Source organism: Microcoleus sp. Pol1C5 (assembly GCF_036701115.1).
Taxonomy (GTDB): domain Bacteria; phylum Cyanobacteriota; class Cyanobacteriia; order Cyanobacteriales; family Microcoleaceae; genus Microcoleus.
Map to the genome: position 1 here is coordinate 1 of NZ_JAUBQE010000069.1, position 5647 is coordinate 5647.

General features: G+C 47.5%; 8 protein-coding genes. 2 read left to right on the forward strand and 6 right to left on the reverse strand.

All coding sequences use genetic code 11. The features are described 5' to 3' along the window. Positions 1 to 529: 529 nt before the first annotated feature. The 5 genes from QUA23_RS27610 to QUA23_RS27630 all read right to left on the reverse strand — a co-directional run bounded on the left by QUA23_RS27610 (position 530) and on the right by QUA23_RS27630 (position 2581). Positions 530 to 796 (reverse strand): hypothetical protein, encoded by a 267-nt coding sequence (locus QUA23_RS27610; protein WP_333078796.1) that lies wholly within the window; start codon positions 794 to 796, stop codon positions 530 to 532. A gap of 296 nt (positions 797 to 1092) precedes the next feature. Further along, complete coding sequence (locus QUA23_RS27615; RefSeq protein ID WP_333078797.1) at positions 1093 to 1497, reverse strand: hypothetical protein; 405 nt, start codon at positions 1495 to 1497, stop codon at positions 1093 to 1095. Positions 1498 to 1582: 85 nt separating this feature from the next. Beyond that, a complete protein-coding gene (locus QUA23_RS27620) occupies positions 1583 to 1792 on the reverse strand; it encodes a hypothetical protein (protein WP_333078798.1) in 210 nt (69 codons plus the stop codon). Further along, a complete protein-coding gene (locus QUA23_RS27625) occupies positions 1785 to 2192 on the reverse strand; it encodes a hypothetical protein (protein WP_333078799.1) in 408 nt (135 codons plus the stop codon). Before QUA23_RS27625 ends, QUA23_RS27620 begins: the two co-directional genes overlap by 8 nt. 77 nt (positions 2193 to 2269) lie before the next feature. Continuing rightward, positions 2270 to 2581: a hypothetical protein gene (locus tag QUA23_RS27630; protein ID WP_333078800.1), complete on the reverse strand. Its 312-nt coding sequence runs from the start codon at positions 2579 to 2581 to the stop codon at positions 2270 to 2272. 317 nt (positions 2582 to 2898) lie between these two features. On the opposite strand from QUA23_RS27630, the gene QUA23_RS27635 reads away from it, so the two are divergent. Together QUA23_RS27635 and QUA23_RS27640 are read left to right on the forward strand one after the other, a co-directional pair. Then, the gene (locus QUA23_RS27635) at positions 2899 to 3171 is read left to right on the forward strand and encodes a hypothetical protein (RefSeq protein WP_333078801.1); all 273 of its coding nucleotides are present in this window, start codon (positions 2899 to 2901) and stop codon (positions 3169 to 3171) included. A gap of 82 nt (positions 3172 to 3253) precedes the next feature. Continuing rightward, complete coding sequence (locus QUA23_RS27640) at positions 3254 to 4243, forward strand: tyrosine-type recombinase/integrase (protein WP_333078802.1); 990 nt, start codon at positions 3254 to 3256, stop codon at positions 4241 to 4243. A 443-nt stretch (positions 4244 to 4686) separates the two neighbouring features. On the opposite strand, the gene QUA23_RS27645 is transcribed toward QUA23_RS27640, so the two are convergent. Further along, on the reverse strand, positions 4687 to 5647 hold a 961-nt coding region (locus QUA23_RS27645; protein WP_333110615.1), incomplete at its 5' end, for a calcium-binding protein.

Sequence of the window (5647 nt, forward strand, 5' to 3'; positions counted from 1 at the left end):
ATGTTCAACTAAGCAAATCAAAAATTATTTTGCTCACTGCTGTTACTGTACCTCTTAGTCACGCAAAGTGCTGTATTAATTTTTCATTCCTTAGCCATTATCTCGCAAACGCTGCCTGACCTTGGAGATGATTCGGAAGCGCGATCGAGAATTAAGGATTCCGGTGAATAAAACACGCTTGGCTGGGGCGAATTACTGTCCCGGTTTTTTGCGTTTTTTCAAGACGAAGCTAACAGAAACTCAAGTCTAAATAGCGTGATAAGTATTCTTCCAGTTATTTATCACATTTGAGCTAGACCTTGAGGCTGTAAAGGTTTACTAGCAAGAGTTTCACCGCATTTGTTTGCTTACATTCTAATGAATACAGCGCAAACTGATGAAGCCGCTATACTGCAATTAATTGGGGCCAAGGATGAAAGCCAATTGCCAATTACCAATTACCCATCGTGTAAAAAAGCTCCCTGACATTTTCGGTCGGGGAGCTTTTTTGTTTGGGTGCGATCGCAATTGCCCAAGTACATTGCCCCCATTATTCTTCCTCCCGTTGCTCTTTCAAAAAAAGGATTGAAGCGCTGTTTGTGGTGTACCTGCGGGGAGTTTCGCCAAGTTTGCTTGGCGTGTCCTCCCCTATGACGGTGAAGCCATCGTCGGCAAGTTTGTACGATGTTTCCTCGATTGTGATACCATAGCCATCCTTCGCAATTTCAACTACGCGCGCCACGTGCTCGAAGTCGCAGCGGCCTTTTACCAAGTCGCCAACTTCCCCATTAATTATTTCGCCCCGATAATTTCTCATTAGTCCGTCTCTCCAAAAATTCTAGAATAGCAGTCACATCTGCAAGCTCCACCTTTGATTTATTGCGTCGCCCTTTCAACGGGTTGAGCAAGTCAGCGACCTCTGGTAGTCGATCAAGTTAGCGATCGCCAAAAATAGTGAAGCCGCTACACTGTGGTTAATTGGAATAGCACCCGTTGCCAATTATCGATTACCCTTCATTGAATGCCCCCGACCTTGTGCCGGGGTTTTTGTTTGAGGGGCGATCGACCACTGCATATAACGGAATTATCCGCATTGTCAGTTTTATACAAACTTTACAAATTTCCCCTATCGCTTCTGCCGAGTACAGCGTCGTAGGGGCGTGGACTCGGCCCGCCACGAGCGGCAAGAATCTTTTGCAGAGTGGGACTGATAACCAACTCTGCAGGCGACACCTCTAGCCACTTGCAAATAGCCAAAAAATCCTCAAAGTGGATATAAGCTAGTAAAGGTCGATTCTCGATGTGGGCTGTTTCCGCCCTGTAAATGGCGACAAGAGATACTCCAATCTCTCTTTTTACATCCTTGTAAGCACGTCTTCCCCGCTTCTCACTGACTAACCTCCCCAACCTCTTCGCATCAAAATCACTTGGATTGAGATAGGGGTACTGTGACTCATAGCTTGTACCTCCGAGTACAGCGTCATAGGGGCGGGGCTGTGGTTGTCGCTGTTCGTTCATTTTTCTGTTTTTTAGATCTAGTAAAGCCCCGAAGTGAACCGGGGCGGTAGCTTCCTAATTTCCTGGGATGTAGCTCAGGACTCTTCTATTCTCCCCGCTCTTCCCGCTGCATTTCAGCATAGTTTCGCATCTCTTCCCGCTCCTCTCCTTCGAGGTCGGTGATGTTCTCAAAAGTGTGATTGCAGGCGGAACACCGATAATTGGTAAATTCCTCCAACGTTTCACGGTGGCTTACGGAAATCACGGTCAGCTCGGTGCTGCCACAGTTCGGGCATTCAATCGGTTCATCATTCATTGCCGTTTCCCTCAAGAATTTCTAAGATTTTCTCAACATCTGCGAGCGATGCGGTAGATTTTTTGCCCAGGACTTTCCTTAAATCTTTGAGGATGTCGGCTGCTTCTGGTAAATCTTTGTTGGCAGTGGCTGATTTTTGTTTCAGGTCGGCAAGTTCCGATCGCAATTCCCCGCACGTCTCCTCAGCATCGTCTAATTCTTCCCACGCATCCTCTGATCGAGTTTTTTCTGTCGCCAGTTGCGATCGTAATTCTTGCACCTGCTGGCGTTCAAGGTTGGATTTTAGAGTAATGCTCGATTCTAGAAGTTTGGCTCGATCGACCGTCACTTCCTCCAATTGCTGATTAAGCTGCTGGTTGATTATTGTCAGTGTTGAATAGTTGTAATCTTTCTCTGCCAATTCCTGTTTGGCTGCTGCGAGTTCGTCTTGAGTTTGTTTCAGTGCCTGACTGAGCGCTTCGTCATTGGGGCGATCGGTCAGGCTGCGTACTCCCCCAAGATTTCAGCCTTTAATTCTGCTTTTAGTGCTACCATACGCTGTTCCAAGCTGTCTAACAACTCTTGTCTTACGTCGCACGGTTGTTGTCTGGCTCCTGCGACTGCGGGTGCGGGTAAGACGATCGAGCCATCATTTAGCGCCGCGATGCCCGCCCGCATAATGTCCATCAGGGCCTTAGAGCGATCGCACCCGTGTTTAGTATTAGCCGCCGGATAACGCTCTTTCCCTAGATTGTCGATCGCGTCCAACACTTCATCTGGACAGCGAAAAGTTAGTGATGTCGAAGCCATTGTCTTACCTCAGTCATATATGTATGACTTTATTGTATAACATCAGTTGTTGTTTGTAGGACAGATAAGCAAAAGTTGTCATACACTTGTTTGTCATACACACCATTATCTCTAACAATTGTCTTATGCACTGCCATTATGTAAAACATAAACGTAAGACAAACTTACACGCCACACACTACACCGAACCTAGAAAAATGAATAACCTCGACCTACCCGGATAGAAACCGCGCTGCTAACTAGCAAATTACTCATGCTAAAAGTGTAAGACGCATAACTTCACACCGTCCTACACTTGCTGGAAGTTGGTCTTACTTGTGTCTGACAATCTGGTCTTACTACCTCTGGAAAGCCGTCCTACAAATTGTTATAGTGTACGACGCACAGGTAAGACAAAGTACCAGGCTTACCACAAAACTAATGCCCTAGCGAATCGCCGTCCAACGCAAAGTCGGATGTGGCGGCCTGTAACTTCGATCGCCTTGAGCTCGAAATTGCAGGTTCGCGAGCGTCTGGCGATCGTGCTTGAGGCCGAAAATCAAGTTGCAGTTTTGGCGCAACTTGACATACTAAAAAACAGAGCCACTTAGACAACACAGTCCCGTCCACCTTGGGCGGGCGCATTTTTACCCCCTAGCCATCGTAAACATACGTTATCAATAGCAAACAATAATGAAACCAGAACTTTCGATCGCCCGGCTTGAAGCTTCCCTCGATGCCAAAATTGAGAGATATTTCGACACTTTAGATACTGACCCTGATGTGTTAAAACAATTACTCGCCGACAAGCGCTCGGAAAATACACGACGCGCCTATGAGCGCGATGTTAATGACTTTTTGGTAACTATGACGGGGACGCCCGCCGTGCCTGATAACGTTTTGGAGTTTTTGCACCTTGAGGAACGTCAAGCAGTGTCGGTGGTGTTGAAGTACAAAGCTAAGCTGATTGACAAGGGACTTAAGGAAGCGACTGTTAATCGGCGGCTGGCGGCGGTCAAGTCGTTGGTGGAAATGGGTCGCAAGCTGGGTGTGTGCCATTACAGTTTGGAGGATGTCAAGGGGGAGAAAATTGTCGGTTATCGAGATACGACGGGCGTTGATACTAAGACTTTTGAGCGGATTTTGGCGGCGTGCGATCTGGCAACTCTGGCGGGTAAGCGGGACTATGCTTTGTTGCGCTTGCTTTGGGGTAATGCTTTGCGGCGGAACGAAATCAGTCAGTTGAGTGTTTGTGACTTTGACCCGATCGGTAAGACTTTGCGGATTCTCGGCAAGGGACGCGGTACGCAAGCTGAGACGATCGATTTGGGTTCTGCAACAGTGCAGGCGATCGCCGATTGGTTAGAAGCAAGGGGAAGTTGCGCGCACGATAGCCCGCTTTTTATAGCACTTGACTCGGCTCACAGCGGACACAGACTTAGCGGCGACGGTATCTGCAAGATGGTTGTTCGCTACAGCGAAAAGGCTGGTATTAAAAAGCAGATGTCCCCCCACCGCATCCGACACAGCGCTATCACGGCGGCGCTGGACGCAACAGATGGGGATGTGCGGAAAGTTCAGAAACTCAGCAGGCACAGGAATTTGAATACGCTCATGATATATGACGACAACCGGGGGCGCGACCAAGGGACCGTTACCGACTTACTGGATGGGATGTTTTGAGCCAAGAAAAATCCCCCAACTTTCGAGTAATTGAGGGATTCCGGTTCTTGTCGATTGTCGGCAAGTGCGATCGCACTTGCCGACAGCGAACAGAATACCGACCGCTCTTTTTGGTCAAATAATTTCACATTTTAGATTCTTGACATTTGAGATGTGACCAAATAGAAGAGTTGAGAGCAGCGATGCAAAAAGAGTTAAATAACTTGAGGTTGGAAGTTATTGCTTCTTTGACGGGATGGGAATTTATTTTAGAGTCTCTATCTGTAGCAGGACTTTAGAAAATTGGTATAAGACAGTTTAGAAAAGGTTGAGCATGAAGACGAGAAGCCCAACGGCTTACAGAAGTCGGGCTTCTCAAGTGTGCTCAAATTTGGATCTCGACTTTTGGGTTAAGTGCGATCGCCCTTGTGGATCAAATGGGCGATCGTACTTTTCTTGATTTCCTAAATCAACCGGAAATTAGCTGATGTAATCGCATTGGCACTCACTCCAATCATCACACCTAACTCTTCTCCTGTCAAGACATTTTTGATGAGAGTTCCCTGAGTATTTTGAGTGATTGCTAACTGGCTAAAGCTCAAACCTCCGCTTAATCCCATCAAATCTTGACCGATGGTAAAATCAGCGATTATGTCAAATCCTTGACCAGCTTTTAAGACAAAGATATCGTTGCCGCTACCGCCAATCAAACTATCATTCCCCAGGCCTCCGTCAAGGAGATCGTCGCCCTTCCCACCCGTGAGAGTATCGTTATCTAGGTTTCCGTAAAGAGTATCATTACCTTGACTACCAAGGATGATGTCGTTACCTTTGCCTCCATATAAAACGTCATTATCCTTGCCACCATCGAGGAAGTCATCATCTTTGTTGCCATAAATGATGTCATTGCCTTGGCCGCCATGTAACGAGTCATTGCCTTTGCCTCCGAAGATTAAATCGTTGCCCGACTCGCCAAGAACGATGTCGTTTCCTTCTTCTCCATAGAGGATGTCGTCACCTTTGCCTCCGGTGATGAAGTCGTTGCCTTGATTGCCATTAAAGATGTCGTTGCCGGCACCACCATATAAGTTGTCATCCCCGAATTGGCCATCGAATATATTGCCGTTGTTAGCGCCGAGAAATTCATCGTTTTGGGCAGTGCCTATTTGAATTCCCGATACACCAAGTATGGTGTTTTCAACTGCATTGGGTTGGTTGAAAGTTGGTGTCGGAGTCGGTGTTCCCGATGGTGCCGGTGTTTCCGATGGCATCGGTGTTCCCGATGGCGCGGGTGTGCCCGTTGGTGTATCTATGCCCGTTGGTATTTCCGCTGTTCCCGTTGGTATTCCCGCTGTTCCCGTTGGTATTCCCGCTGTTCCCGTTGGTATTCCCGCTGTTCCCGTTGGTATTCCCGCTGTTCCCGTT

What these genes read in the sequence shown, in the direction of transcription:
- QUA23_RS27615 (WP_333078797.1), bottom strand. Translation starts at nt 1,497, where the DNA reads ATGAACGAACAGCGACAACCACAGCCCCGCCCCTATGACGCTGTACTC.
- QUA23_RS27640 (WP_333078802.1), top strand. Translation starts at nt 3,254, where the DNA reads ATGAAACCAGAACTTTCGATCGCCCGGCTTGAAGCTTCCCTCGATGCC.
- QUA23_RS27610 (WP_333078796.1), bottom strand. Translation starts at nt 796, where the DNA reads ATGAGAAATTATCGGGGCGAAATAATTAATGGGGAAGTTGGCGACTTG.
- QUA23_RS27620 (WP_333078798.1), bottom strand. Translation starts at nt 1,792, where the DNA reads ATGAATGATGAACCGATTGAATGCCCGAACTGTGGCAGCACCGAGCTG.
- QUA23_RS27630 (WP_333078800.1), bottom strand. Translation starts at nt 2,581, where the DNA reads ATGGCTTCGACATCACTAACTTTTCGCTGTCCAGATGAAGTGTTGGAC.